This is a genomic window from Streptomyces sp. NPDC006458, assembly GCF_040612135.1.
In the GTDB taxonomy this organism is placed as follows: Bacteria; Actinomycetota; Actinomycetes; order Streptomycetales; family Streptomycetaceae; genus Streptomyces.
The window spans coordinates 284210-310083 of record NZ_JBEXPR010000003.1 but is presented as its reverse complement, the minus strand read 5'-3'; the positions used below and the strand labels follow the sequence as shown (position 1 = coordinate 310083).

Annotated in this window: 15 protein-coding genes and 2 pseudogenes; 5 read left to right on the top strand and 12 right to left on the bottom strand. The window is 72.0% G+C overall.

Annotated features, from left to right (window positions below; all coding sequences use genetic code 11):
- Positions 1-38: 38 nt before the first annotated feature.
- The 3 genes and pseudogenes from ABZZ79_RS06665 to ABZZ79_RS06655 form a co-directional block, all read right to left on the bottom strand.
- A complete protein-coding gene (locus ABZZ79_RS06665; protein ID WP_356687249.1) occupies positions 39-2390 on the bottom strand; it encodes an endonuclease/exonuclease/phosphatase family protein in 2352 nt (783 codons plus the stop codon).
- Positions 2391-2891: 501 nt separating this feature from the next.
- Entirely contained in the window at positions 2892-3839 is a 948-nt protein-coding gene (locus ABZZ79_RS06660; RefSeq protein ID WP_356687143.1) for a pentapeptide repeat-containing protein, read from the bottom strand.
- A 289-nt stretch (positions 3840-4128) separates the two neighbouring features.
- Positions 4129-4440 (bottom strand): annotated as a pseudogene (locus ABZZ79_RS06655) (DoxX family protein); the annotation flags it as partial.
- 1123 nt (positions 4441-5563) lie between these two features.
- Here ABZZ79_RS06655 and ABZZ79_RS06650 point away from each other — a divergent pair.
- Positions 5564-6703 carry a helix-turn-helix transcriptional regulator gene (locus ABZZ79_RS06650; RefSeq protein ID WP_356687141.1) on the top strand — a complete coding sequence of 380 codons (1140 nt, stop codon included), beginning with the start codon at positions 5564-5566 and terminating at the stop codon, positions 6701-6703.
- Positions 6704-6849: 146 nt separating this feature from the next.
- Here the strand turns inward: ABZZ79_RS06650 and ABZZ79_RS06645 are convergent, their stop codons facing one another.
- The gene (locus ABZZ79_RS06645; protein ID WP_356687139.1) at positions 6850-7566 is read right to left on the bottom strand and encodes a DUF1775 domain-containing protein; all 717 of its coding nucleotides are present in this window, start codon (positions 7564-7566) and stop codon (positions 6850-6852) included.
- A 55-nt stretch (positions 7567-7621) separates the two neighbouring features.
- Positions 7622-8257 (bottom strand): hypothetical protein, encoded by a 636-nt coding sequence (locus tag ABZZ79_RS06640; protein ID WP_356687137.1) that lies wholly within the window; start codon positions 8255-8257, stop codon positions 7622-7624.
- A gap of 334 nt (positions 8258-8591) precedes the next feature.
- On the opposite strand from ABZZ79_RS06640, the gene ABZZ79_RS06635 reads away from it, so the two are divergent.
- Entirely contained in the window at positions 8592-9374 is a 783-nt protein-coding gene (locus tag ABZZ79_RS06635) for a sulfite exporter TauE/SafE family protein (protein WP_356687135.1), read from the top strand.
- Positions 9375-9531: 157 nt separating this feature from the next.
- Here the strand turns inward: ABZZ79_RS06635 and ABZZ79_RS06630 are convergent, their stop codons facing one another.
- From ABZZ79_RS06630 to ABZZ79_RS06620, 3 genes are all read right to left on the bottom strand, one after another.
- The gene (locus tag ABZZ79_RS06630) at positions 9532-10380 is read right to left on the bottom strand and encodes a GNAT family N-acetyltransferase (RefSeq protein ID WP_356687133.1); all 849 of its coding nucleotides are present in this window, start codon (positions 10378-10380) and stop codon (positions 9532-9534) included.
- 463 nt (positions 10381-10843) lie between these two features.
- A complete protein-coding gene (locus ABZZ79_RS06625) occupies positions 10844-11269 on the bottom strand; it encodes a hypothetical protein (RefSeq protein WP_356687131.1) in 426 nt (141 codons plus the stop codon).
- A 118-nt stretch (positions 11270-11387) separates the two neighbouring features.
- Entirely contained in the window at positions 11388-12311 is a 924-nt protein-coding gene (locus ABZZ79_RS06620) for an NADP-dependent oxidoreductase (protein ID WP_356687129.1), read from the bottom strand.
- Positions 12312-12448: 137 nt separating this feature from the next.
- Here ABZZ79_RS06620 and ABZZ79_RS06615 point away from each other — a divergent pair, with 137 nt between their 5' ends.
- Entirely contained in the window at positions 12449-13468 is a 1020-nt protein-coding gene (locus ABZZ79_RS06615) for a helix-turn-helix domain-containing protein (RefSeq protein WP_356687247.1), read from the top strand.
- Between the two features lie 413 nt (positions 13469-13881).
- The gene (locus ABZZ79_RS06610; RefSeq protein ID WP_356687127.1) at positions 13882-15402 is read left to right on the top strand and encodes a catalase; all 1521 of its coding nucleotides are present in this window, start codon (positions 13882-13884) and stop codon (positions 15400-15402) included.
- A 116-nt stretch (positions 15403-15518) separates the two neighbouring features.
- Here the strand turns inward: ABZZ79_RS06610 and ABZZ79_RS06605 are convergent.
- Positions 15519-16147 (bottom strand): annotated as a pseudogene (locus ABZZ79_RS06605) (beta-1,3-glucanase family protein); the annotation flags it as partial.
- Between the two features lie 302 nt (positions 16148-16449).
- Between ABZZ79_RS06605 and ABZZ79_RS06600 the strand changes: the two are divergent.
- On the top strand, positions 16450-16620 hold the full coding sequence (locus ABZZ79_RS06600; RefSeq protein ID WP_356687125.1) for a hydrophobic protein: 171 nt from the start codon (positions 16450-16452) through the stop codon (positions 16618-16620).
- A 118-nt stretch (positions 16621-16738) separates the two neighbouring features.
- Here ABZZ79_RS06600 and ABZZ79_RS06595 read toward each other — a convergent pair whose 3' ends face one another.
- The 3 genes from ABZZ79_RS06595 to ABZZ79_RS06585 are packed head-to-tail and all read right to left on the bottom strand — an operon-like array spanning position 16739 to position 25874.
- Positions 16739-18418, bottom strand: a complete 1680-nt coding sequence (locus tag ABZZ79_RS06595; protein WP_356687123.1) for a hypothetical protein — start codon at positions 18416-18418, stop codon at positions 16739-16741.
- Positions 18415-23013: a hypothetical protein gene (locus ABZZ79_RS06590; protein WP_356687121.1), complete on the bottom strand. Its 4599-nt coding sequence runs from the start codon at positions 23011-23013 to the stop codon at positions 18415-18417. Before ABZZ79_RS06590 ends, ABZZ79_RS06595 begins: the two co-directional genes overlap by 4 nt.
- Positions 23010-25874 (bottom strand): hypothetical protein, encoded by a 2865-nt coding sequence (locus ABZZ79_RS06585; RefSeq protein ID WP_356687119.1) that lies wholly within the window; start codon positions 25872-25874, stop codon positions 23010-23012. The genes ABZZ79_RS06590 and ABZZ79_RS06585 overlap by 4 nt, the downstream gene beginning before the upstream one ends.

Here is a 25874-nt window from a genome sequence, read left to right as displayed (position 1 = left end):
AGGAGAAGCGGGCGGGGGACGGTGGCCGACTGTCCCGGTCAGGGCTTGACGCGGACCACCTGCGGGTCGTGGTCGGACGCCTGGTCGGCGAACTCGCTGTTGATGTGCACCACGTCGTAGCGGACGTGCTGCGGCTTCAGGGCGGGGCTGACCAGGATGTGGTCCAGCACCTGGGAGTTGCCCTGGAATACGTAGGAGTAGCGCTCGGACTCGGGCAGTTCGTCGACCAGGTCGCGCAGCACACCGTCCTGGGTGAGAGTCCGCAGCGCGGGGGAGAACTGGTAGTCGTTGAAGTCGCCGAGCGAGACCACCCGGGCGCCCGGGTCGGCGGCGAGCAGCTTGGCGACGAACGCCTGCTCCACCTCGGCCTGCTTGACGCGCTGCGTCTCGGAGTTGCGGGCCGGGGCCTGGAAGCGGCTGTCCAGGCCCTGGTCGCCGCCCTTGCTGTTGAAGTGGTTGGCGATCACGAAGACCGGCTTGTTGTGGAAGCGGAACTGGCCGACCAGCGGCTTGCGGCTGGCGTTCCACGCCTCGTTGCCCGGGTCGATGCGCCCCGGCGAGGCGGTCAGCGAGGTCTGCTTGCCGGTGCCGGTCACGTCCACCGCGGTGGTGGAGTCGCCGCCGGGTATGTCGGTGAAGGAGACCCGGTCCGGGTTGAACAGGAAGACCTGCCGGATGTTGCCGCCGGGTTCGCCGCCGTCCTTGCCGTTCACCGGGTCGACGGAGCGCCAGTCGTACGCGGGGCCGCCGGCCGCCGTGATCGCCTCGACGAACTTGGTGACGGTGACGTCGGCCGCGACCGTGCCGTCGTTGACCGCGCCGTTGTTGTCCTGGATCTCCTCCAGGGCCACGATGTCGGGCGAACGCAGGTTGGTGACCACGCCGGCCGCCAGCGCGGCGAACTTCTCGTCCGGGTCGCCCGGGTCGAGGTTCTCCACGTTGTACGTGCCGATCGTGAGCTCGCTCGGCAGGGCGGGTTCGGTGACCTCCCGCTGGATTCCGCCTTCCTCGACGGCACCGAGCTGGGTGGCCGCCAGCGTGTAGCCACCGAACTGGGTGTAGTCCAGAGGGCCGCTGCTGGCGCCGTTGAGCCGGTCCCCGACGTCGGCGACCGGGAAGTCGGCGGCCGCACCGAGGGTCTGGACCATGATCCGGCCGGGGTTCGGCCCGTCGTAGCCGAGGTAGACCACACCGCCGCGGGACGAGCGCGGGTCCTGCTCGCGGGCGTCCACCCACAGCTCGCGGTACTGGTTGGAGGCCTGGACCACCGGCACGTCGCGGACCTCGACCTTCATGCCCTCCAGTGACTCGTACAGGTCGAGCGCGTAGGTGCCGGGCTGCAGCGGCAGCGCTTCGATCGAGCCGCCCGCCGCGTCCGGGGCGTACGCCGCCGGGATGACGGAGCCGTCCAGTAGGACGGGGGCGGGCACCGGGTTGCCCGAAGAGACCACGGTCGTCTGGGGGTTGGTCAGCTCGGTGAGGGACTGCGAGCCGCCGGAGCTGTTCGGGTAGTACTCGCTGACCTTGGCCGTGACCAGCACCGAGTCGCCGACCTTCACGGCCGGGTCGGCGCTGCCGGTGTATACGAAGACGCCCTCGCTGGTGGCCGGGTCGGCGTCCGGGTTCGGGTCCTGGATCCAGAAGCCCTTGGAGCCGTAGGTGCGCACGCCGGTGACGACGCCGGGGACGCCCGCGAGGGTCTTGCCGGCCGTCGGCGAGAGGCGGGTGGTGCCCTGGATGTCGTGGATGCGGACCGTGCCGGGCTCGGTGGGGCCGCCGCCGGAGCCGCCCTCGGGGGCCTCGCCGGCCGCGTTGACCGGGGAAGGCGCGCCTGCCTGGAGGTCGGCGGCGTTGTCGTCGGTGTCGGCGAGGGACGTGCGGCGGGCCACGGAGGCGGTGTTGGAGGCACCCGGAGCCGAGGCGGTGCCCTCGTGGACCACGGCGGTTCCGAAGCCCACCAGGTCGACGACGCGCGGGTCGGCCGCACAGTCCGCGGCGGTCTTGCAGGTCAGTGCGGCGGTGCCGGTGACCAGCGCGACGGTGCCGGTGGTGGCGGACAGCGCCAGGTTGCCGGTGGCGTCGGCGGTCGGCAGGTCCACGGTGCCGCCCGCGCCGGCCGCTTCGGCGACCAGATAGCGGCCGCCGGGGGCGACCGAGCCGCTGAGCGGGGTGACGCCCCACCGGCTACCGGCACTCGGGCTGCCCGGCAGGTACTGCACGCTGTAGCCGGTCAGGCCGAAGGCCGCCCCGGACGGGTTGCCGAGCTCGACGAAGTCGTTCTTCAGCGTGGCGCCGGAGTTGCCGCCACCGCCGTACACCTCGGCGATGACCGCACCCGTGGACGGGGCGGCGACAGCGCCGGGGAGAGGGACGAGCACCAGCGACGCCATGACCGCGGCGGGCAGGGTGGCGCGCAGCAGCGTGCGGCGGGAATGACGGGTGGAGATGGGCCTGGGCACCGTTGCGGGGCTCCTTCACGGAAGAGCAGACCCCGGCCGCCGCACCGGCGCCGGGTCATGAGGGGTCGTCAGACCAAGGTCGACAGAGGACGACGCCGCTGGGCGTCTTACGCGGATCCAGACGTGAAGATACGCGCGTAGAAGATGACGCAACAAGGGCCTGGACGTGAACTCCTGGCAACGGTAGGCAGGTTGTTCCGCCGAAGCTTCCGTGGGTTTGACTGGTTCACCCCGTCGACTGCCACTCCGTCCGCGTTCCGCGCGGTTCGCCCGATAACGCGTCCACCGTGCCGAGCGACCGCCCCGGTGCGTTCGGTGACCCGCGGTCCCGGGCCTCTACGGAGGGGTGACGCCGAGGCCGTCGCCACTGGGTTCGCCGCGGCCGCCTGATACGGAAGGCGATGCCGCTGTCCGCGTGGCGCGGCGAGGAGATCACGGCGAGCCGCTACGGCCGTGAAGAGACACTCCGCGTGCGCCCTCAAGGATCGCGCCCGACAGCCTGGCGCCCGAGAGCCTGGCCCCGGTCAGATCCGCGTTGCTCAGATCCGCACGGGTCAGGTCGGCCCCGCGCAGGTCGGCGTCGGCCAGATCCGCGTCAGTCAGGTTGGCGCCGATGAGGGTCACGCCGCGCAGGTCCGCGGCGCTCAGGTTCGCGCGGAGGAGATAGGCGCGGGTCAGATCGGCGCTCGAGTCGGCCCCGCCGGCTTCGTTCGTCTCCGCGGCTCTGCTCAGCCGCGCATGGTGAAGGTTCGCTCCGCCGAGGTCCGCGCCGGTCATATCGGTCGCGCCCATGTGCGCGTAGGACAGGTCGGCGTTCCCGAGAAACGCGTGCCGCAGGTTCGCGTTGGGCAGTTGCACGCCTCGCAGGTTCGCGTTGTCGAGGGACGCGCCCGAGAGGTCGTAATTCTCGAGGCCCGCGGTCCGGAGGTCGGCGCCGGTGAAGTTCGCGAAGCGGAAGTTGCTGCGCCTGGGTGTGCCGGCTTCTGTGAGGCCCACCTCGCGCTCCAGGCCGCGCAGATCGACGCTGCTCAGATCGACTCGGTACAGCGGCTTCCCGTCGGGGGTGACCTCGCGGTCGCCGGGCCGGTTGGCCAGCACGGAGACCGCGGCTGCCACGTCGGTAGGGAGTGTGTACTCCTCCGTCGGTGTGGAGCCGCTGATCGCGACGGAGGCGTGCTGGCGTACGAACGCGGACAGCACCGAGACGACAGGGCGCTGATCTTGAACTGAGTCCTGCATGATGCGTTGCAGGGCGTAGATGCCGCCCAGGCGCACATCCAGCGAGGTGGATCCCAGGTTGGTGATCGCGGCGTTGAACCGGGTGGTGATCTGCCCCCGTTCGGAGATCTGCAACTCCTCGTTGGTCTGCCCGACCGACATCCACGTGAACAGCAGGGCGACCAGTGCGGCCAGTCCGGGCAGCGTGGACGCGGCGAGTGCCACCCACGTCAGTCTGCTGTTGCCACTGTCGCGGCTCGGCCCGCCGGAACCGTCTCGTCGCCGTCGGTGACCCCTGGCGGCTCGTCGACGTGCGGTTCGGCGAAGTCGTTCGATGGCAGACGGCTCGCTCATCCGCTCATGACACACCAGGAAAGGGTGGCCACTCCTCTGCCACGCTGTCGTGGCACCCGATCAGAATCCGCCGGACGGGCCCGGCCCGGTCGTGCGGTCACGTTGCCGTCGCGGCCAGCCAGGTGGTGGCGGCCGCGGCGATCAGGAGTGTGATGTTGAGGGCGATCTGGCGGTCGCCTCGGTTGAGGTGGACCCTGGTCGCGCCGATCTGGAGGACCACGAACCCGGCGGCCGCGGTCGTGGCGAGCCAGGGTGCGATGCCGGTCAGGGGCGGGAGGACCAGTCCGGCCGCACCGAGCACTTCGATCAGCCCGATGGCTCTGACGGCGGGCATGGGCGTGCTGTCCACCCAGGCCATCATCGGCCGGAGCTGTTCACGGCTCCGGATCATCTTCAGCGCGGCACTCGAAAGCGCAAAGGCGCCGCTCTGAAGGCACGTTGAACCACGCCACTCTGAGCCCGTCGGTCAGTCCGACGGCTCATTGCGCCATCGGCCACCACGAGGCTGACGCTGTCCGGGTGCCGTCCGGGTGCCGTCCGGGCCGGAGCGAGTCGGGGAGTGCCTGTTCTCTACCACGGAGTTGGTGCGGGGGAGGGGCGTTTGTCCCGGGACCGGTGAATCTTCCGGGCGCCGACGCGACGGAAGGCACGACTGTGGCCTCTGCGACCTGCGAGAAGTACGTTTTGCGCGAGACTGTGGGGATTCGTTTTTCGCACAGCGTGTCGCTATGGTCACGCTCGGGCGCGCGCAGGTCCTCACACGGTCGCCAAACCACATCCGAGGGCCTGCGCGCGTTCTTCCGAACAACAACTCCAAAGGAGAGTCGATGGCTCGATCCCCTTGGCGTCGTGGCGCCAAACCGGGCATGGCCCGAAAGGCACCTGGAAGGCAGGTTAACAGGGGCGACGAAATTACCGCTGTTGTTGCCAGAGCGGGAAAGGCAACGTTCGTTGAGTTCCTGACGATTCCTGTTGCGGGGAATGCGCTGATCGCCAGTGCCGAACGCGGAGCCGGGGGTGCGGGCGCAGCTGATTGCTCAGGCTCTGCCCGGTGTCGGGGCGGGGGAGTGACCAACGTGCTGACCTGCACCGGGAGGCATGAGCAGCCTCACTAACAGCACGCTCGGTGGGGTCTGCGCCAAGCGGGCCCCACCCGTCGGCAGTGTGTTTCCCACTTCGTGACGAAACCCCGCCGAGTCCGGACCGGGTGGCATTTCGCACCGGTCATAACGGCCGGTCGGGGCGACGAAAGTAGCGAACAAGCCCTCTCAGCGACAGGAAGAAACCCCGTGGCCCGCTGCGCCGTCTGCCATGCCCCCCTGCTCACCGGCCCGCGTGTGGGCCGCCCGCAGAAGTACTGCTCCACCTCGTGCCGCCAGGCGGCGCACCGGTCCCGACATCAGGCCGGAACAACTTCCGCCGCAGCCAACGTCGTTCAGCCGGACCCGCCGCCGACCCGGACGAAAGCCTCCCCGAACGCCGCACTGCCGCCGCGCACGACGCCCGGTCGCCTGGACGAGATCCTCGGAGAGATGATCCGCGATCTGCAGGACGACGCCCGCGCCCTGCTGCGCCGGCTGAACGCGGACGACACCGAGGAAGTCCTGGAACAGGCGAGGCAGATGCGCACCCGGCTGGACTGCCTGACCGCCGGCCTGGTCGGCCGGGCCCGGCTCCGGCAGCTGACCTGGGGCAGGATCGGACAGGCCCTCACCATCAGCGAGGACACCGCCAGGCACCGCTACAGCGACGACTACATCGTGCGCCGGCTGCGGCAGATGGGCCAGCTGCCGTCCGTGCCGACCTCGCTGCGCGCCCTGTACGAGGAACCGGCCCGCCACGCCACCGAGCGCGCCGGCGACCCGGAGGACGAGCTCCCCGAGCAAGTCGAGTCCACCAGCGCCGCCCGCAACCGCCTGGCTCCCGTCCTGTCCATGCTCGCCCGCGCCTCGGAACTGCCCCTGCACGAACTCGCCCGCCAGGCCAGCTGCTCCCCCTCTTATCTCAGCCGGTTCCTGAGCGGCCACCGCGTGCCCTCCTGGAAGATCACCGAGCGGTTCGCGCGGGCCTGCGGCGCCGACCCGGTAGTGCTGCGCAAGGTGTGGGAGACGGAGCAGTTGCGGCGACGGCCGTCGAGGAAACACGCCAACGAGGACGACGAGATCAACTCACTGCGCGGTATCAGCACCCAGGCACAGGCCGTCCAGCGGCTGATGTCCGCCCTGCGCACCCTGCATGTCCGCGCGGGCCAGCCCAGTGCCCAGCAGGTCTGCATCGCCTCACAGTGGCGCCTTCAAGCACCCCAGGTGACGGCCATACTCGAAGGCGAAGCCACCTGCGACTGGCACACCCTGCTCCACCTGGTCCAGGCCCTGGGCGGATCGGCCAACTACTTCCACCCCCTGTGGCAGGCCGCGACTCACCCGGCCGACACGGAGCCCGCCCCGGGGTCGTGCGACGGCGACGGAATAGATCACCCCCACCCGCTCCCGGCCGACGCCCACACCCTGATCAGCCAGTTCCGCAACATCCTGGTCAGTCCTCCCGCGCTGGACAAGGCACAGCGAGAAGCCGTCCGGCGACGCCTCGCCGCACGCGCGGACCGCCACCCCGCCCACGCCCCGCACAGCCCGCTGCCCGCGGTGCACACGGACGACGAGCACGCGCGGTGACTCACGAACACGCACGGGCCGGGCCGCGGGCCGACCGGGCGTGACAGGGCCGGTGGCCGGGTGGACAAGGCCTTCCACCGAGCCCTCCTCCACCCGGCCCGCCGGCGGCGGCGCGACGAAGCCACCCGCCGCCGGGTGCGTCCGGGCTACGCGGAGGGAGTGTTCCGGCGGCGCACGAGATAGACGGCACCGCCCGCCACGACCACCACCGCGAGGCCGACACCTACCCAGGCGCCGGCCGAGAGCCCGCCGTCGTCGTCCTTCTCCTCGGCCTGGGCGGTGGGAGAGGGCGACGGCGTCGTCGCCTCGGCGGTGGGCGTCGGGGAGGCCGACGCCGCCTCCGTCGGGGACGGGCTCATGGGCTTCGCGCCCGGCGCGGCGGCCTTCAGCTTCAGCACGGGCGCGGGGTTCTGGCCGTTCGAGTCCAGCTCGATCCAGCGGTCGGTGCTGCCGTCGGCGTAGGTCTGCAGCGTCTTGAACGCCAGTTCCTCGGCGTCGGGGAGCTGCCTGACGACGATGGAGTACGAGGCGTTCTGGCCGACGGGCACGGCCGGGCCCTGGACGGCGTAGCCGTCGTCGGCCGCCGTGAACTTCCAGCCCTCGGGGCCCTCGCCGTAGGTCACGTCAGCGGGGGCGATGCCCTGGGGCAGTGACACCTGGATCCTGGTGATCCCGGCGGTGTCGGACTCCGACTCGGCGTCGAAGCTGATCTCGACGTTCTCGGCGAGAGCCTGGGCCTTGTCCGACTCGACCTCCACGTGCGCGGCGGCCACACCCGCGGTGAGGAGGACGGCGGTGGCGGCGGCGGAGGTCACCAGGGACAGGCGCCGGGCAGTGCTGTGCTTGCTGTGGGCAGGGAACATGGATGTCTCCGAGCGTGGGGGGAACACGGAACGGCCGACAGCCGTCCCGGTGAGGTCAGTTGGGGTGGGCGTGCCCCGCCGGGGGAGGGCCCCTGCGTACCACCACGTGCGCGAGCACCGACCCGGTCGAGGCGGGCCGTTCCAGCCAGGCGGACACAGGTCCCCCCGGCCTGCTCCCCACTCGCCCCGCACGGCGAGCCGTCAACTGCCGCACGGCCGCGATCCACGAGCGCACCGCGTCCACCGCAGCCGTCAGGCTGCGCGCCAGCGACCAGCAGGCCCGGTCGGCGCGGTGCAGCAGCACAGCGACGGCGAGGGCTGCGGCGGCGTGGAGGACGGACATCGTCAGCGAGTCGTGCAGGCGTTCGTGCCACGCCGCCTGGGCTCCCACGCTGTGATGGGACGTGACCGGGGCGGGATGCGCGTGCGCCGTCGTCAGCCACAGGTGCAGTGCGACCTGAGCGGCGCAGCACGTGGCCACCATGACCGCCAGGGACCGCTCACGGCGTGCACCGACGAGCCCCACGACGAAGAACGCGGCGGCGGCCGCGACGCTCTTCCCCCACGGCACCGGATCTTCGGCGACCAGATGGTGCGCGGAGACGCCGAGCACCGCCCCGCAAGCGGCGAACACCGCTGCCCGCACAACGGGCATCGGCGGACGGATCGTCGTCGGACGGCGCTTGGTCATCGCAGGTCATCATCGGCCATCACCCACGGCGTCCGACGCGAAACTCTCCGATCACGTGCGGCGCAGGGGCGTCATGTCTCCCGCGCAGTGATGGTGCACGCCGCGACGGGTGACGGACCGTTCGACTCCGACAGCCCGTACATCAACCGGCGGAGTCGGCCAGGGCGTGTTCCACCGCGAGCACGCCGGGTCCGCCGCGGCGTCCGCGGTTCGGACAGCGGTTGTTCACCATCCCGTCCGGCGGTTGGATCGGATCGGGCGTGATCACGAGTACGGGTGGGACCGGGTCGGAAGTCTGCCCCGCTGCCGACGTGGGATTCTCAAGGGGGCTGTAGTGGAGTGGTCGACGGGGTGGCTCGCGTTCGCTGCCGGGCTGCTGATCTCCGCGGCCACGGCCCCCGTGGGCGTCTCCGGCGCGGTGTTCCTGCTGCCCGTGCAGGTCAGCGTGCTGGGGGTGCCGAGTCCCGCGGTGACACCGACGAACCTGCTCTACAACGTCGTGGCCGGCCCCGGCGCCCTCGCGCGCTACTGGCGGGCCGGGCGGCTGGGAGGGCCGCTGACCCGCCTGCTCATCGCCGGCACCGTGCCCGGCGTCGTCGTCGGCGCCGTGATCAGAGTCTTCGCCGTCCCGGGCCCGCGCGTCTTCCGTCTCCTCGTCGCAGCACTACTGCTCCCGCTCGGACTGTGGCTGTGCCTGCGAACCATACGCTCGGCAGCACCACACACGCCCCGCCCCCCTTCGCCCCGTGCGACAAGGGTGTTGGCCCTGGCGGTCGGAATCGCGGGCGGCGTCTACGGCATCGGGGGCGGCTCCCTGCTCGGCCCGGTCCTCGTCGGCCGCGGAGTGCCCGTCCCCACCGTCGCACCCGCCGCACTGGCCGCCACCTTCGCGACCTCCGTCGTAGGCGCGGCCACCTACGGGCTGCTCTCCCTGGCCGCCACCGGCGACATCGCGCCCGACTGGCTGCTGGGCCTGTCCTGTGGGGCCGGAGGTCTCGTCGGGGGATACCTCGGCGCGCGTCTCCAGCCCCACCTGCCGGAAACCGCGCTTCGACTCCTGCTCGGCACGCTCGCCACAGGTGTCGGCGCGCTCTACGCGGTCCAGACCCTGCGCTGACCCGGCATTCCACGCCCGCCGGGAGGCCGGCGGCCGGTCCGGACTGACGCAAGCCCTGTTCACCCTGGGTGCGAACCCGCAGAGCGCCGGCTTCCGGCTGTCGGGCGAACTGGGCGGGCCCGGCGACAAGGACGCCGCACGGTCCCGCCCGGGTCGACTACACAGTGCCTGCGGCGGAGGAACCCGACGACTGGCCCCCGACGGGCTGGAGGCCGTAGAAGCCCATCGGGGAGTTCGGCACGAAGCCGATGCGCGGGTACACCGGGGCTCCGGCGGCGGTGGCGTGGAGAGTCGCCCTGGTCAGTCCGGTGGCCCGGCCGCCCTCGTACAGCGCCTTGCGGGTCACCGCCTCGCCGTAGCCCCGGCGTTCGCAGTCCGGGTCGGTCGCGACGAGGATCACGAACAGTCGCCCGTCGGCCTCGACCGTCGCGGCGCAGGTGACGGGAACACCGTCCCGCAGGCCCAGGTAGGCGTACACCCCGTTCGTCCACAGCGTGGACCCGGCCAGCCCGTCCCGGCCGTGTTCCAGTGGGAATCCGTAGGCACGCGAGTTGATGTCCGCGTACGCCCGCAGGTGTGCTTCCGTGGTCACGCGCACGAACGTCAGGTCGGGGTGTGTGGACTCGGGCACGGGCAGCAGGTCTCCCGCCATGGCGGTTCCGGGGAAGGCGTAGGCGAGGCCGGCCTCTTCGGCCAGTCGGCTCGACTGCGCGCGGGCTTCGTCGGTGAGAAGGTCGTCGAAGATCCACAGAAAGCCCGGGTGCGTCTTCGAGCGCATGATGTCGGCCGCCTGCCGCAGGCGCTGTTCGAGGACCCCGGCGTCCGCGCGGACATCGGTCAGCGTGAGGCAGTTCCAGAAGGGGAAGCGGCCGTCGGCCCATCGGACGGCGATGCCGGGAAGGTCCCTGACATCCGCCTTCGGATCCCGGTCGAGCACCATGGCACGCCAGACGGTGGCCAGTTGCTCCATCGACTCAACGGCGTCGGCCCGTTCCGTTTCCGTCATCGATTCCCCTCAAGTGGTCAGTTCTGGTGGTCGATCGGGACAGAGGTGCCCAAGTCACCCTAACCGCTCTGCGGCCGGCCCCGTCGCGGGTCCGGCAGGGGGCGGGGCGGCGTCGCCGGGGAAACACGGCGGTCGCGTCGGTCGGCGCGTCCGTCCGGGCCCCCACGCCTTCACATCGGCGGCGAACTCGGGCAGCGCGCTGACCGCAACGTCCTACCAGCGCGCGGACGTCGCCCACATGGGTGCCTCGGGCCGTGCGGTGATCACCGCGGTGCCCGGCGGACACATCACGACGAGCGAGTACGACCGGTTCGGCAGCACCGTCCGCGAACTGACGGCGACCAACAGGGCCACGTCCGCGGCGACTTCATCAACCGGTTCGGGCGGATCTTCCGCACCAACCACTACCGCTGGTGAACACCGTGGCGATGAGCCGGGAGAGGTGACATGAACGTCGGGGCGGTCAGGAGTTCCTGACCGCCCCGACCCATGCCGCCGTCACCCCGGCGTCAGCAGAACTCCTCGACGTACAGCAGAACGCGGTCGTCCTCGGAGCGGAACTCGCCGCCTGGTGGGTGCCCGACTCGCCCGGCTCCAGCCGGTCCTTGAGCAGCTCCCAGACCTCCTCGCGCCCTTCGGCCGGCACGGGCCGCAGCACCTCCCCGGCGCCCTCCTCGACGATCATCTCGTCCGCGCCGCGCACAAGGCGCTTGGCCGGCCGGGTGTCCAGGGGTCCCCTTCGCTTCGTCCACAGAAGCCCCTGTCCGTCGACGAGTTCACCCGAACTCGCGGGCGACAACTGCCCGGCGCCCGGATCCGACCCCTCCGTGTGCTCCAGGGAGGCCGTCACCTCGGCGAAACCCTTGTCGGACGTTCGCTTTTCCGGCATGGGTCCAGTCTGACGGCCCCCCGATGAGGACGGCCACCGAGCGGGGGAACACGATCGAACGGCTGAGAGTGTCCGTGGCCGAGGAGCCGAACTCCCAACGGGCCCCGGACGGCCCCGCTCAGACGACGGTCAGGACGATCTTGCCCGTGGTGCGGCCCAGTTCGCCGATCTCGTGCGCCTTGGAGGCCTCGGCGAGCGGCAGGACCGTCTCGACGACCGGCTTCAGCTCGCCCCGCTCCGCCAGCGCGGCGAGCTCACGCAGGCCCAGGTGGTCCGGTTCGACCAGGACCCATCGCGCCTCCACCCCGTCCGGGGCCGCGGGGACGTCGTCCGGGCCGGGCAGGGTGATCAGCCGGCCGCCGTCGCGGACGACCTTCACGGAGCGCTCGGCCGTCTCGCCTCCGAGCCCGTCCAGGACCACGTCGACGTCGGTCACGGCGTCCTCGAACCGCACCGAGCGGTAGTCGATCACCTCGTCGGCGCCCAACCGGCGCACCAGGTCGTGCTTGGCGGCGCTGGCGGTGCCGATGACGTACGCGCCGCGGGCCTTGGCGATCTGCACGGCGAGGTGCCCGACGCCGCCGGCGGCCGCGTGGACCAGCACCCGCTCACCCGGACGTACGTCCGCCGTGTCCACCAGAGCCTGCCAGGCGGTGAGCGCGGCGAGCGGCAGCGCCGCGGCCTCCACGTGCGTCAGGCTCGCCGGCTTCGGGGCGAGGTGCCGGGCCGGTGCCACGACGTACTCGGCGTAGGCGCCCGCCTGGCGGGGGAACACCGGCATCCCGAAGACCTCGTCGCCGGGGCGGTACAGGCCGACACCGGGGCCGACCGCCTCGACCGTGCCGGACACGTCCCAGCCGACGATGGGTACCTCGCCCCACGCGATGAGGCCTCCACTGGCGCGGGTCTTCCAGTCCACCGGGTTCACTCCGGCGGCGTGCACCCGCACCAGGACCTCGTTCAGTCCCGGCTCGGGGCGCTCCACCTCGCGCTCGACGAGCGCCTCGGGTCCGCCCCACTGCTCCACGACCATCGCACGCATGCTCTCTGCCTGTCCTTCGTCTCGATCGGCTCGCTGCCGGACGTTCCCGGAAGCGACGCAGTCCACATTCCGGTATCCCGGTCCCGTGCGGTATTGGCCGTCCGGCCACTGTGTGACAGGATCTGGCCATGAGCGACATGCCGCCGACCACGAAGAACGCGCGGTCCCGGGCGCGGAAGGCGCCCCCGCGGCACCGGATCGCCGTGCTCGCCCTGCCCGGGGTGCCCCCCTTCGAGCTCGGCATCCCCTCCCGTGTCTTCGGCAGCGCCCTGGACGCCGAAGGCCGTCCGCTGTACGAGGTCACCGTCTGCACCGCGGACGGCGCCCCCGTGCTCAGCGACGCGGGCTTCCACGTGCAGCCCGCGGCCGGCCCCGAGGCACTGGCCGCCGCGGACACCGTGATCATCCCGCCCACCCACGCCATGCCCGAGCTGGGCCGGGGCGGCCCCCTTCCCGCCGAGGTCACCGCGGCCATCACCGGCATCCGGCCCGGCGCCCGGCTGGTCTCCATCTGCTCCGGGTCCTATGTCCTCGCCGCGGCGGGACTGCTCGACGGCCGGCCCGCCACCACGCACTGGAACCTGGCTCCCGAGTTCCGCCGCGCCTACCCCAAGGTCAAGGTCGACGAGGACGTCCTCTTCGTCGACGACGGCGACGTGCTGACCTCCGCGGGCGTGGCCGCGGGCGTCGATCTGTGCCTGCACATGATCCGCCGCGACCACGGGGCGGCCGCCGCCAACCAGGCCGCCCGCATGTGCGTCGTACCGCCCTGGCGGGACGGGGGACAGGCCCAGTACATCGACCGCCCGGTCCCCGATCCGACCGTCGCCAGCACCACCGCCACCCGCGCCTGGGCGCTGGAGCACCTCGGTGAGCCGCTCTCCCTCTCCCAGCTCGCCGAGCACGCCCGGATGAGCCTGCGCTCCTTCACCCGGCGCTTCCGCGACGAGGTCGGTCTGACCCCGGTGCAGTGGCTCACCGCGCAACGCCTCGAACTGGCCAAGCAGTTGCTGGAGACCACCGACCTGTCGGTCGACCTCGTCGCGCACCGGGCCGGCTTCGGCTCCGCGAACTCGCTGCGTTCGCACATGAGAACCACGTTCGGGGTCTCACCCGCCGCCTACCGTCGCGCCTTCAGCCCCCACGATCACGCCTGACCTCGCTGAACGAGGTCAGGAGGGCCGTCCTGGCGTGCGACGGTGCCGTCGTCCGGCAGCGCGTCATCCCGAGCAGGGGACGGTCTGCGGGTTCGGCGATCACACCGTACATTCGGTCGTAGGGCACCACCGCTCACGTGTGCTCGTGCGAGCAGGGACGCTGCGTCAGCCTTGTCCCTCACGCGGGCCGGATCCGGACGTTTTCGGCAGGTGAGGTGTTTACCGCCGGCTGTTCCGGGTCACGCGGCCCTTCTGGGGCGCACGGAGCCGGCCAGGGGCTGCCGAGGACAGCGCCGGTGCGTCCGGGCGGCGCGGTGCCGCCGTGGACCGCGGCCCCGTGCGCGCAGGCCGTATGCCTCGTACCCGGCGCCTGACCACCCCGGTCTCGGCTGCGACAAGGAAAGGCAGAGCCCATGACGGAGTTCCGACCCGCCACCACGACCGACTCGGGCGCCCCGGCGGAGAGCGACGAACACTCGCTGACCCTCGGCCCCGGGGGACCGATCCTGTTGCAGGACGCCTATCTGATCGAGCAGATGGCACAGTTCAACCGGGAGCGCATCCCCGAGCGCCAGCCGCACGCCAAGGGAAGCGGGGCCTTCGGTCACTTCGAGGTGACGGAGGACGTGAGCGCCTACACCAAGGCTGCCGTGTTCCAGCCGGGCACCCGCACCGACCTGGTCATTCGCTTCTCGACCGTGGCCGGTGAGCGGGGCAGCCCGGACACCTGGCGCGACCCGCGCGGCTTCGCGGTGAAGTTCTACACCAGCGAAGGCAACTACGACATGGTCGGCAACAACACGCCCGTGTTCTTCGTGAAGGACCCGATGAAGTTCCAGCACTTCATCCGGTCGCAGAAGCGCCGCGCGGACAACAACCTGCGCGACCACGACATGCAGTGGGACTTCTGGACCCTCTCCCCGGAGTCCGCGCACCAGGTGACCTGGCTGATGGGGGACCGCGGCATCCCGCGCACCTGGCGTCACATGAACGGCTACTCCTCCCACACCTACATGTGGATCAACGCGAGGGGTGAGCGGTTCTGGGTGAAGTACCACTTCAAGACCGATCAGGGCATCGAGTTCTTCACCCAGCACGAGGGCGACCAGATGGCGGCGGTGGACACCGACTATCACATGCGTGATCTCTTCGAGCACATCCGGGACGGTCAGTTCCCCAGTTGGACCCTCCATGTCCAGGTCATGCCGTACGAGGACGCGGCGGGCTACCGGTTCAACCCCTTCGACCTCACCAAGGTGTGGCCGCACGGCGACTACCCGCTGATCCCCGTCGGTCGCATGACGCTCGACCGCAACCCCAGGGACAACCACGCGGAGATCGAGCAGGCGGCGTTCCAGCCCAACAACCTGGTCCCCGGCATCGGACCGAGCCCGGACCGCATGCTCCTGGCCCGCCTGTTCTCCTACGCGGACGCACACCGTCACCGCATCGGCGGCAACTACCAGCAGCTTCCGGTGAACGCGCCGGTCGTCGACGTCCACACGTACTCCAAGGACGGCGCGATGGCCTACCGCAGGACCAGCGATCCGGTGTACGCGCCGAACTCCAAGGGCGGCCCCGCGGCCGACACCGCCCACTACGGCAGCCCGCCCAGTTGGGAGGCCGACGGCGAGATCACCCGTGCGGCCTACGTGGACCACCCCGAGGACGACGACTGGGGCCAGGCCGGCACCATGGTGCGCGAGGTCCTGGACGACGCGGCGCGCGACCGACTCGTCGACAACGTCGTCGGGCACCTCCTCAACGGCGTCAGCGAGCCCGTCCTCGAACGGGCCTTCGCCTACTGGTCCAGCATCGACGAGGGCATCGGCAAGCGCGTCGAGCAGGGCGTACGCGCCAAGTCCGAGGAGAAGGACCCCAAGGCCGCCGAGCAGGGCAACCCCGCACGGAGTTCCCTGCGGCACAAGGCCTGACACCGCAGTTCCCGCGCCTGGGCGACATCGCGTTCGCCGTCGGCTGCCCGTACGGCCGGCCCCGTGTGTCCCGAGGGGGCCGGTCACCGGTACGGACCCGCCGACGGCGAGTGCGCTCAGAACGGATCCAGCGTGAGGTACCCCTGCTGCGGATTGCCGTCGTGGACCAGGGACTCGTGGCTGCCCACGTCGTCGAACGCGAACGCGTACGCCTTCCCGTCGGCCATCTGCGCGTGGATGACCCGAGCGTAGTGGTTGGTCACCGCGTCCTGGTAGAAGTTCGCCGACGACGTGTCCGGCTGGTTGGGGTTGACCAGCAGCGTGGACCGGTTGAATCCGGCGCACAGCGTGCGGGAGATCGGTCCGCGGACGAGGTCGTTCGGGGCGTCCAGCAGCCTGTGGCAGCCGAAGACGCTGCCGGCGTCCGGCTTCTGGAAGCTGGTGACGACCGCTCCCGCGCTGTTGGTGAAGTGCATGACGCCGCCCGACACACGGCCGTCGTACCTGGTGTTCGGCTGGCCGGCGAACGGTGTCACCGTCAGGGACGTGGTGGAGTACTTCTGCCACACCCTGTTGATGTAGTCGTCCATCACGGACGCCGGGAGGCCCCTGTCTCCACGCCGTAGAGGGGGGACAGCGCACGCAGGACGGTGCCGTCGGACCGCGTCTGGATCAGACCGCCCCAGCCTCCCGGCTGTGCGCGCAGGGCGTCGAAGACGGCGCTGTAGCCGCCCGCCCGGAGTCGGGGCCTGGTGACGGGCGGTCTGCCAGGTGCGACGGCTGCTCGGCCTCGGTCCGCTCGCACAGCCGTGCGTCGGGCGGCGAGGCGGGTGGCGTCGGGCGGCGGACGGAAGCACACGACCCAACTCGCGCATTCCGTCGACCTCGACGCGGACACGCAGGCCGAGGCCGCGGAGAGCAGGTGGCCGGGGATCCACCCGACGCGGACCTTCGACGGACCGGACACGGGCCGCCGACCGGCACTCGTGCGAAGAGGTGCGTGAGCTCGCGGACTCGGGGCATACGGTGCAGCGGAGGTGGAAGAAGATGGTTCCCGTTCTGCTCGTACTGCTGCTCGCCCTGCTCCTGTTCGGTGCCGGTTTCGCGCTGAAGGCGCTGTGGTGGATCGCCGTGATCGTGCTGGCGGTCTGGCTGCTCGGCTTCGTCGTACGGCCCGCGGAGAGCGGAGGCCGCAGGGGACGCTGGTATCGGTGGTGACCTGCCGGTTCCCCCGGCGTGGCCCAGGCTGTTCGAACACGGCCTGGGCCACGCCCATGCCGCGGGGCCACCGTGCGCGGCCGCCCGGCGGTCCCGCGTCGCGGACTCGGCAGGCGCGTTACGCCTCGCCCAGCACATCGAAGCGCAGCCCGCTCGAACCGCCGCCGGTGCCGCTCAGCTTGCGGCGGGTGGTCCACGCGTGCACCGTGCCGTTCTGCCACCGGGTGAACTGCCTGTTGCGCTCCACCCGGATTCCGGAGCGCGGCACCTCCTCCTCGAAGAGCATGTCCGTCTCGGCGAGCAGCCGGCCCAGGGGAGCGGAGGGTGAGGCGTCGTCGCGGACCAGGGTGGCCAGGCGGAAGCCGATGGACTCCTCGTCGGCGAGGCCCTTGGGCACCAACGGGTACCAGTGGTCGGGGACTTCGGTGGCCAGCAGATAGCGCGGAGCGGCGCCGGGCGGCAGTTCCACGGGGGCCGGGGCATGGGTGATCCAGCGCGTGTAGCGGTCGACCGGCTCATCGGCCCGGTCGGCCACCGACTCCTCGACGGCCCAGGCGAGGTTGGCCTGCTCGTCGCGCAGCAGCAGTACCGACTCCAGCGGGGGGCTTTCGAGGCCGCCCGGAAGTGAGGCGGGCCGGTAGATCCAGGGTGAGGGCGGCATCGACATGTCGGCGGCGGGAGGAATGCCGCCCGTGGAGATGTCGCCCAGTCCGAACAGGTTCCAGACCATGAAGTCGCCGGCGGTGGCATGGCCGAGAGTGGTCGCACCGCCGAAGACGTCGTCGACGGTGCAGTCCACGACCCGGCTCAGGGAGCCGGCGGCGAGCGGGAGCGGGACGCAGAACCAGTCGTTGCCGTAGACCGTGGCGAAGGAGACCAGCATCAGTCGCCCCAGGTCGGCGGGGGAGGCGTCGACGGAACCGAAGTCGATGCGGGCGTCCTCCATCTCCCAGAAGCGGGACACGGGCATGCCGCCGTACACCGCCGGAGCGGGGATGATCCTGCGCTGTTCACGAGTGACCGCGGCCTCGGTGACCGGCAGTTGGGCGTCCGGGGCGTCCACGGCCCACCAGTCGAGGTGGCCGCCGTGGTACTCCCCGGCGCGCAGTTCCAGACCGGCCACACCGGAGGCGCGTATCTCGAAGGCGTACTCCAGGCGTTGGCCGTTCCATGCCTCGGGCGGCTTCGGCGGCTGGGGCTGCGCAGCGGCCGGGACGTGCGCGTGCCACCAGGCCAGCCAGGCGACGGCGGCGGTGGCCAGGGCGTCGCGGGCGGCGGCGGTGTCGGGCGCGTCGAACTCCTTGGCGGCTGTCTGGTCGTGCTCCGCGAGCCGGGTGAGCCACGGCGCCAGGGCGACCGGGTCGGGCAGCCGCCCCCGCACGGCCGCGGACAGGCCCGTGGGTGCCAGCGGGCCGTCGGTCGGGAAGGGGCAGACCCGGGCGAAGGCCGGCAGCAGCGCGACCAGCCCGGCCGAGACCAGTGACCGCCGCCATCGCACGGCGCCGGTCATCGCCAGCCGGGCATCGAGGCCGTTCTCGGGCTCCTGCTCGACGAGGGCCTCCAGCACCATGGTGTCCGGATCGTACGGCTGCCACTCCGCGTCGGGGCCGGTGCGCCAGCCGTCCAGCCGGTGGGTCTCCTGGGCGAGCGAGACGTTGACCGGGGAGGCGGCGTCGTCGCCGCGGAACTCCCCGAACCCGTACTGCCGGGCGAGGAACCACGCGGCGTCGGCCGTCCGGGCGGCGAGCGCCTCCTCGATGCCGGTGTCCTGTACGGGCTCGTAGCGGATCATGGTCATAGCGGCCCACCCCATCCCTGTGCGGGCTTCGTCCACTGCACCGGCAGCAGGCCGCGCAGCTCGGTGAGGTCGCTGAGGTCCATGCCGCGCAGCCGGGCGAGAGCGAAGGTCTCCTCGATGACGGCGTGGACGTCCTCCATGCACCAGCCGCGCGTATGGTCGGGCGGCAGCGCGAGCAGCAGGGCCTGCGGGGCGCGGGCGTCGGGCTGGTTGTAGTGGAAGGCGAGCCCGCCCAGTTCCTCGGGCGCGCGGTCACCCGTGGCGGGCTCGGGCACGGTCTCGGTCCAGGCGTCCACGATCAGCCCCGCGGTGTTCCCGGGGGCGGGCGGGCCGTCGACGCGCAGCACCGCGCAGTGGTGCGGGGCGGGATGTCTGCGCGACGGCACGGGGGCCGGGCCCTGGGCGATCCAGGGCTGTCCGACGGGGAGTTGGGCCACGACGGTGGAGCAGGGTGCCGTGCCGGCCAGTGTCTCGGCGGCCATCAGGGCGTCGCCGAAGGCTCGCGTCTGGGGCCTGACGCGTTCCATGTGCAGCAGCCACTCGGCGACCGTGTCCTCGGTGGCTCCTTGCGCGGCCGGACCGGTCAGCGCGGTGGCCGCGGCACTGCCGTCCAGACGCAGCACGGGTACGACGGGCAGGGTCCGGCCCAGCACCGAGGACACCGTCGCGCGCAGCCGCGTCACCCACTCCAGCACCGCCGACGGACTCTGCGGCGGAGGTCCCGGAAGCGGAGCAAGCGGCTCGGTGTCAAAACGGTTCACCACCGCGACGGCCTGTCCGCGCAGGGCCTCCGTCGGATCGACCGCCGCGGGGGCCGGTGACGGCCATGCGCCGGGCACCCCGAGATCGGCCAGGGTTCGCATGACCCTGATCACGTGGTCCGCGCCGCCTGGCAACACCTTGACCGACTCGCGCAGTTCGGCGATCGCGAAGCCGGTCGCCCCGTGCCAGACGGAGATCCGGGCCGCCAGCTCCGGCAGGTCGGCGGACGACCAGTCGTCGCCCGCGGCGGTGTCGAGGTCGGTGACCAGCAGCGGCCGGGCCGCGGCGAACACCTGGGCCAGCGACCGGCACAGGAGCTGGAGTTCGGCGAACCGGGCCGCCCCGGCCTCGGTGACCTGGCCGGCGGCTCCGACGTGATCGAGGAGGCGGTGCGCCAGTACGCTGTCGGGCCCGGCCAGGGAACCGGGCTGCCGGCTCGTGCCGTCCTCGAACATCCCCGCTCCCAGGGCCACGTCCAGCGCGCAGACCCCGAGATCGGCGAGGGTGACCTGGGTGGGCGCGGCCGGGTCGCCGAAGGCGAAGCTCCAGGAGGAGGCGTCGCCGAGACGGTTCTGGCACCAGCGCTCCAGGGCCGGTTCGAGCGCGGCGAGCGGCCTGCCCGCCGTCCAGCCGTTGGTGCCGGATGCCGGGGCCAGCAGACCGAGGCGGTGCGTGAGCGCGACGGCCGCGCGCGGGGTGCGCAGGACGTCGAAGTCCTGGGGGAGGTTCTCGCCGCGCGCGATACCGTCGGCGGCCGCGCCGGCCCGCAACGGGTTGCCCGCGACCATGTGGTGGACGCTCTCGGCGAGCAGCAGGTCGCCGACCGCGTCCACGGTGGCCTCCAGGTCGGCCACGAGCGGTTCGGCCTGGTCCCGCAGCGGCAGAAGGTCCCCGGTGAGCTGTTCGGTGAGGGAGTCGAGATCCTGGAGCGTACGGCCGTGTGCGATGAAGTCCTCGACCAGCGCCCGGCCGTCCACGACATCGCGCTCGGCCGTCGCCTTGCGCGCCTGCTCGCTGTCCGGCGCGTCGGGCTCGGCGACGTGCGCGGTGGGGTACGCCGCGCGGAACGGGGCGATCAGCCCGTCCAACTGGGCGTCGTGGAAGGCGCGTTCCAGGCGGTAGCCCAGCAGCGCGCCCAGGCTCTGGCCGGAGCGGATGCCGTCCACCACTTCGAGGGCCCTGCGCACCCGGCTCGCCTTGAGGTCAACCCGGAACGCCTCCGCGTCGGCGTGGGCGAGCCAGCCGGAGCGCAGCACGGCCGCGGTGGTGGCCTGGTGCAGGGAAGGGGCCACGAGATAGCCGTCGTGGTTCTCCTGCGGTCCCTCGTCGGCGGGCGGAACCTCAGTTCCGTCCACCGGCTCCGCGCTGTCCTCGCTCGGCAGGGCCTGGTCGTCCACCGGCTCCGCGCTGTCCTCGCTCGGCAGGGCCTGGTCGTCCTCCGGGTCGGTCGGGACGGACTCCGGTGTCCAGCCGCGGGGCTGCAGATCGGTGACCCAGCCGTACGCGCCGAGGTGGGTGCCGTCGGGGCGGTCGTGGCGCAGCCGGTTCATCCGGGCGGAGGCGACGGACGTCATCCAGGCGTCCAGGCGGTGCGACTGTGTGTCCAGCACCTCGTAGAGCAGCTGCTCCAGCCGGGGCAGGTCCCCGTCGGCCATCTCCTCGGCCACGGCGAACTGCTCGATGGCCAGGGCCGCCCAGTCGAAGAACGTGGGGACCGTACCAGGCGGGACCGTGACCTGGCCGTCCGTCAGGCCGACCACGGTGTCCACCGCGGCCCCGGGCTGCATGCGCGGGCTGAGCCGGAAGAAGTACAGGTTCAGGGACGTGATCGCCAGGTGGTACCAGAGCCCGAGCCTGCCATCGCGGGTTCCGTCGAAGGCAGGTCTCAGAGCCTGCAGCCGCTCGGCGGCGTCGGGGGCCGGTTGCCCCTGGGAAATCGCCCGGGCGAGCTCCTGGAGGGTGCTGAAGAGCGCGCGCACCGGGTGGGCCCGGACCAGTTCCCCGACCTCCGGCGCGGGCTCAGTGGTGAGGGTGAACTCCAGCGGCAGCGGCAGGGCGGCCAGGTCGGGCGGCATCTGCCAGGCGAAGCCGCTCTTGTACGGGATGTTGCCGACGGGCGTGTCGGGCGCGGGCTGGAACGGCGCGCTGACGGGCTCCTGCTGGACGAATCGCACCCGCCGGGAGGCCGGCAGGCGGTGCAGCAGCTTGTTGAAGACCTCGTCGGCGTCGCCCGTGCCCACGGTCGGTGAACGCCAGGCCTGGGACTCGGCGAAGGTACGGAAGCCCTGGATCTGTTCGAGGATGCGCAGATCGACCTCGGTCCCACGCCACAGGTCGAGCGAGGTGGCCGGCAGGATGCCGTACGGCTGCCGGCCGACGCGGAGCGTGGGCAGGTGCCCCCGTGCGCGCACGTGGTCGACGAAGTGCTTGACGAGGAAGGTCAGGTCCACCTGAGTGTCGAAGTCGGAGCCCGAGCCCGAGCCGGAGCCGGAGACGGTGTCGGTTTCGGAGCCGGTTTCGGAACCGGTGTCGGAGCCGGTTTCGGTGTCGGAGCCGGAACCGGAGTCGTAGTTCTTCCAGTTGGTGGACGCCGCGGCCATGGCGCCGAACCCGGCGTGCAGTTGCAGCAGCAGTTCGTGGTCGTCGGCGTCGAGCCCGTCGGCCGTCTCGGCGAGTACGCGCCCGGCGGCCGGGCCGAGCGCCCGCGCGGCGCGAGCCGCCGCCTGGGGACTGCCGGGCGCGAGGCCGTCGAGGACCGCCCGCTGCGCGTCGGCCGTCTCCGGGCTCGGCGGCGGCATCCGGGTGCGCCAGGCGGATCTGGTGGACTCGGTGTTGTTGGTGGGGGTACCGGTGGGCAGCACCCCCAGACCGTCGGTGCATCGGTGGGCGTCCAGCAGGGTGCCTATCAGCTCCGCGGTGTGCTCGGAGGTCCCGCCCCGCACACCGGCCACCGTGACCAGGCTGAAGTCGGGCCGCATCTCGCCCTCGATGAGGACCTTCACGCCCATGCCCACCCGGACGGCCTCCTCGAAGTCGCCGAGCCAGGCGGGCGGCACCGGTGTGTCCGGGCCGAGGCCCACGTCCAGCACCTCCGGGATCTGCGCCCCCTCCTCCCGCCAGACCAGCCCCAGCTGCCCGTCGCCGACGGTCTCGAAGGCGGAGAACACCAACCGGTCGGGCAGCACGTAGGTGTGCGCCGGCCGGGTCCAGCGTCCGTCACGGGTCTGCGGTTCGACCGCCCAGGGAGCCGGGGAGGGCGCGGGTGCGCCGGCCGGGGTTTCGGTGTCCGGCGGTAGCTGGCGGCTGGGCCGCAGCGCCTTCACCGCCCAGGCGGCGCGCCCCGGCCCGAGCGCGGTGACGAGCTGCGCCCAGGCGGCCTTGCGGCGTTCCTCGTTCGGACCGGCCGCCCACACCTCGGCCCAGTACGCCTCGGCCGCGGTCCGTTCGGCCGGGGTGAGGGCCGGTTCGTGGGAGTCGATGTGGATGTCGTCGGGGTAGGCGCGGATCCACAGCTCCAGCGCGGCCTCCCCGGCGTTTCGGTACACCGTCTCCAGGCGCAGCGGCAGGAGCAGCAGCGGGTCGGAACGGCTGTCGTGCGACCACAGCTCGGGTTCCCCGGAGGCCAGTTCGTGATAGGCGTCGCGGGCGGCCTGGTAGCGGGTCTGGTTGGTGGCCGCCTCCTGCCCCTGGGCGAGATGCTCGGCCTCCAGGTTGGCCTCCCCGGACTCGATGCGCTTGTCGTACATGGCGAGTCCGGCGCGGGACCAGTCCAGTGCGATCCGGGCGTCGCTCACGGCTCGGTGGGCCTTCGCCAGCTCCAGGTTGACGGTCACGCCGGATCTCCGATCAGTTCGCGGGCCGACAGGACGACCCGGAAGGGCCGTTGCAGGGTCACCATCGCCACGGTGGCCGCGTTCCAACGGTCCGGCTGGGGTTCCTCGCTCGGTACGGCGGGCATGGCCGAGAGGTCGGCGAAGCCGCCTGCCGGGACCTGCCAGGTGAGGTCCGACCAGTGACGGAGAGGCGGGGGAGGCGGCGCGGGCTGCGGGGGCGGGGGAGGCGGCACCGGGTTGTCGAAACCGAAGCGCATCCGGTAGCTGTTCTCGGCGAGCACGAACCACCAGTCGTGGATGTCACCGGGCAGCACGAAGGCGTACGCGCAGGTGCGCTCGTCCAGGGTGAGCAGCATCTTCGGGTGCTCCCAGGTGCTCTGCCCCAGATCGGACGAGCTGACGGACTGCGCGGGCACGGCGGCGACGACCATCTGAGGATAGCGGCGCACGAGCCTGCCCCGGATGAGCAGCACGTCCAGCTCACCCGCACCCAGTGTCAGCTGGGCACTCAGGTCGGCGTCCGATGGCCAGCTGTGCACGGGAGGCACGTCCGGCTCGCCGTCGGGACGTGGCCAGAAGTGGGTGAAGGGGCTGCCGCGCAGGTCGGTGGGGTACTCGCGCCAGCGCATCTCGCGGTTCATCTCGTCGTTGACGCCGACCATGAAGGAGGCGATGAAGGGCGCGTTGGCCTGGAGCAGCACGGCCCGGTCGTCGGGGATGGTGGCGGAGCCCGGCAGGAACCAGTCGGGGGCCGTCTCCTCAAGGGCCAGGGCCATGGGTGCGGGGAACTCGGGGGCGGTCATGACGGGATCGCCCGGTGAGGCGGGCAGGGCGAGCGACTCGTCCGACAGGACGGTGACGGTGCTGTCCAGCCGTGCCGTCAGCAGGGGCCCCGGGTCCAGGGCCTGGGCGAGCCGTTCGCGCACCGCGACGGCGTCGACGGGCACGCCGAACTCCAGGATGTGCGCCCCCGGATCGTCGGTCATCGACACGTCCGGCGCGAGAGAGGTGCCGGACTCGGTCAGCGTCATGACGCCGTCCATGGGCTGCGCGGCGAACGCGGTGGCCAGGTCGCCGACCAGGCCGGAGGGCTCTGTCCCGGACATGGCCCGGAACATCCGGACCGCGTCCGTGCCCGCCTCCGCACCCGCTTCCTCGGGCGGCGCCGCGTCGGCCGGCACCGTGCCCTCCGCCGGGCGGGACAGGAGCGAGGTGATCGCACTCGCCTGGTCGACGAAGCCGTTGGCCATGGCCGACGGCGCCATGGCCGACAGCAGCCTGACCGTGTGGGCGTCCCGCGCGGCGACGGTGGCGCGCAGCGCGTTGCCCACCGCGGCGTTGAGGCCGACGGTGTCCTCGCCCTCCAACTGCCCGGCCTCCACCGGACGGGACACCAGCGCGCCGGGCACGGGCGGCAGCAGTTCGCCGGCGAGGGTGCGGCGCGCGTACGACTCGCCGTCGAGCCCGGCGCGACGGGCGAGCGGGCCGCGACGCCGCAACAGCCGCCGCAGCGCCGGGGCGCCCAGTTCGTCGGGGGCCGGACTGACCACGACCTCGGTCCGCAACGGCAGTTCGCTCTCGGTGCGCACCCGGTCGCGCACCGGCGCGGTGAAGCCCAGGGTCTCGTCCGGGCTGAGGGTCTGCACGCTGCGCCGGTAGACGGAGTCGGCGACCGTGGCGCAGAACGCCGTGCGGTCGCGCAGACGATTGGCCTCACGGACGGCACCGGCCTGGTCCCAGGCCCTGGCCATCAGCCACTCCTGGTTGTCGCGCACCCAGCCGGCGCCGAGGGACGCCGCGATCCGGGTCTCCGGATCGAGGTTGAGCTGGGCGAGCCATCCCTGCTCGCCCGCCTCGACCCGGTCGCGTACGACGGGGTGGCCGCCGTACAGCGGCGGGGCGACGGCGACCTCGGTGCCTCGGGCGATGTGCTCGGCGACACGGGTGGCGAAGTCGGCGAGGGCGGCGAAGGCCTGTTCGGCGGGGCTGTCGACCAGTTGGAGCACGCCCTGCACGGTGATGGTCTCCCGGGTGCCGGGCGGGGCGTCGGAGGCGAGCGGGGGGCCGTGCAGCCACGGCTCGGTGATGTCGACGGTCCGTCCCGACAGCGGACCGCGTTCCGCGGGGGACAACGGGACGATCGCGGTTGCCAGTTCCTCGAAGTCGACCGGGGCGCCGGTGCGGAACTGCCAACTGTGGTAGACCGGCAGCCGGACGACTCCTTGGTCGTTGCGCCAGGCGTCGCCGTGCTGGTCGATCTCGCCCATGCCGCTGGAGAGTCCCGCGGTGACCCCGCCCTGGAAGGCCGGTACGACGCAGGCCGTGTAGTCGGTGTCCGGCCTCGGATGCAGCGGACACAGCAGCCGCGAGGTCAGCGGACCGGGACGGCCGGCCGGGCGCTGGACATGCGCCCACTGCCATGACTGGTCCAGGGAGGGCAGGGCCGCGGCGTCCACGTCGATGAAGGGCAGTCCCCCGCCGCCTTGCAGCGGATGCCCGGAGGTCTCGACGACGGCCAGCACCAGCCAGGGCCGCAGTCGGCCGTCGGCCGCGGCGGCTGGAGTGAACAGCCAGGGCAGTTCGGGCGCGTCGAACTCGATGCAGGCCATGTAGTTCGGCTCCGCGTCCTGGATGCCGGGCGGCGGATCGACGCGCAGGACATGCTTGATGTCGATGCCGATCACGGCCTCCGGACCGAGCATGCGCAGGGCGTCGCCGGGCGGCGTGATCGGTATCTCCCCCACCGGCCCGGTCAGGGTCAGCGCGGGCCTGAGAAGCGCGGGCGCGAACGGCGTGGTGTTGCTGACCGCCGCGCCTACGGAACTCTGCATGTAAGGGGCGAACTGCAGATCCTCGGGCAT

What these genes read in the sequence shown, in the direction of transcription:
- ABZZ79_RS06600 (WP_356687125.1), top strand. Translation starts at nt 16,450, where the DNA reads ATGGTTCCCGTTCTGCTCGTACTGCTGCTCGCCCTGCTCCTGTTCGGT.
- ABZZ79_RS06595 (WP_356687123.1), bottom strand. Translation starts at nt 18,418, where the DNA reads ATGACCATGATCCGCTACGAGCCCGTACAGGACACCGGCATCGAGGAG.
- ABZZ79_RS06620 (WP_356687129.1), bottom strand. Translation starts at nt 12,311, where the DNA reads ATGCGTGCGATGGTCGTGGAGCAGTGGGGCGGACCCGAGGCGCTCGTC.
- ABZZ79_RS06645 (WP_356687139.1), bottom strand. Translation starts at nt 7,566, where the DNA reads ATGTTCCCTGCCCACAGCAAGCACAGCACTGCCCGGCGCCTGTCCCTG.
- ABZZ79_RS06615 (WP_356687247.1), top strand. Translation starts at nt 12,449, where the DNA reads ATGCCGCCGACCACGAAGAACGCGCGGTCCCGGGCGCGGAAGGCGCCC.
- ABZZ79_RS06650 (WP_356687141.1), top strand. Translation starts at nt 5,564, where the DNA reads ATGATCCGCGATCTGCAGGACGACGCCCGCGCCCTGCTGCGCCGGCTG.
- ABZZ79_RS06610 (WP_356687127.1), top strand. Translation starts at nt 13,882, where the DNA reads ATGACGGAGTTCCGACCCGCCACCACGACCGACTCGGGCGCCCCGGCG.
- ABZZ79_RS06660 (WP_356687143.1), bottom strand. Translation starts at nt 3,839, where the DNA reads ATGTCGGTCGGGCAGACCAACGAGGAGTTGCAGATCTCCGAACGGGGG.
- ABZZ79_RS06665 (WP_356687249.1), bottom strand. Translation starts at nt 2,390, where the DNA reads ATGGCGTCGCTGGTGCTCGTCCCTCTCCCCGGCGCTGTCGCCGCCCCG.
- ABZZ79_RS06625 (WP_356687131.1), bottom strand. Translation starts at nt 11,269, where the DNA reads ATGCCGGAAAAGCGAACGTCCGACAAGGGTTTCGCCGAGGTGACGGCC.
- ABZZ79_RS06640 (WP_356687137.1), bottom strand. Translation starts at nt 8,257, where the DNA reads ATGACCAAGCGCCGTCCGACGACGATCCGTCCGCCGATGCCCGTTGTG.
- ABZZ79_RS06585 (WP_356687119.1), bottom strand. Translation starts at nt 25,874, where the DNA reads ATGCCCGAGGATCTGCAGTTCGCCCCTTACATGCAGAGTTCCGTAGGC.
- ABZZ79_RS06630 (WP_356687133.1), bottom strand. Translation starts at nt 10,380, where the DNA reads ATGACGGAAACGGAACGGGCCGACGCCGTTGAGTCGATGGAGCAACTG.